At 78.0% G+C, this 604-nt stretch carries 1 protein-coding gene; it reads left to right on the forward strand.

Going from position 1 to position 604, the window contains the following annotated elements; genetic code table 11:
• On the forward strand, positions 1–604 hold a 604-nt coding region (locus tag C667_RS23735), incomplete at both ends, for an AAA family ATPase (RefSeq protein ID WP_004392018.1).

Raw genomic sequence — 604 nt, forward strand, 5'->3', positions numbered from 1 at the left:
CGCCTGCGCATCGCGCTGGCCGCGCCCACCGGCAAGGCCGCCGCGCGCCTGCGCCAGGCCATCGACGGCTCGCTGCAGGCCCTGCAGCACAGCCTGGGCGCACACCTCGACCTCGCCGCGCTCACCCGCCGCATCGGCGCGGCGCGAACCCTGCACGCGCTGCTCGGCGCCCGCCCCGACACCCGGCGCTTCCGCCACCACGCCGGCAACCCGCTCGACGTGGACGTGGTGATCGTCGACGAGGCCTCGATGGTGCATCTGGAGATGATGGCCGCCCTGCTCGAGGCCCTGCCGCCCGGCGCGCGCCTGGTGCTGCTCGGCGACAAGGACCAGCTCGCCTCGGTCGAGGCCGGCGCGGTGCTCGGCGACCTCTGCCGCGACGCCCGGGCGGGACGCTACGACGCCGAGACCGCCCGCTACCTGCTCGCCACCACCGGCGAGGCCCTGCCCGCGCGCTACGTGGAGGCGGCGGGCACGGCGCCGGCGCTCGCCCAGCACACCGTGATGCTGCGCGAGAGCCGGCGCTTCGAGGGCCCGATCGGTGCGCTCGCGCTCGCGGTGAACGCCGCGCGCGACCCCGCCCTGCCCGCGCGCCTGCTGCGCG

Source organism: Thauera phenylacetica B4P, assembly GCF_000310225.1.
In the GTDB taxonomy this organism is placed as follows: Bacteria; Pseudomonadota; Gammaproteobacteria; order Burkholderiales; family Rhodocyclaceae; genus Thauera; species Thauera phenylacetica.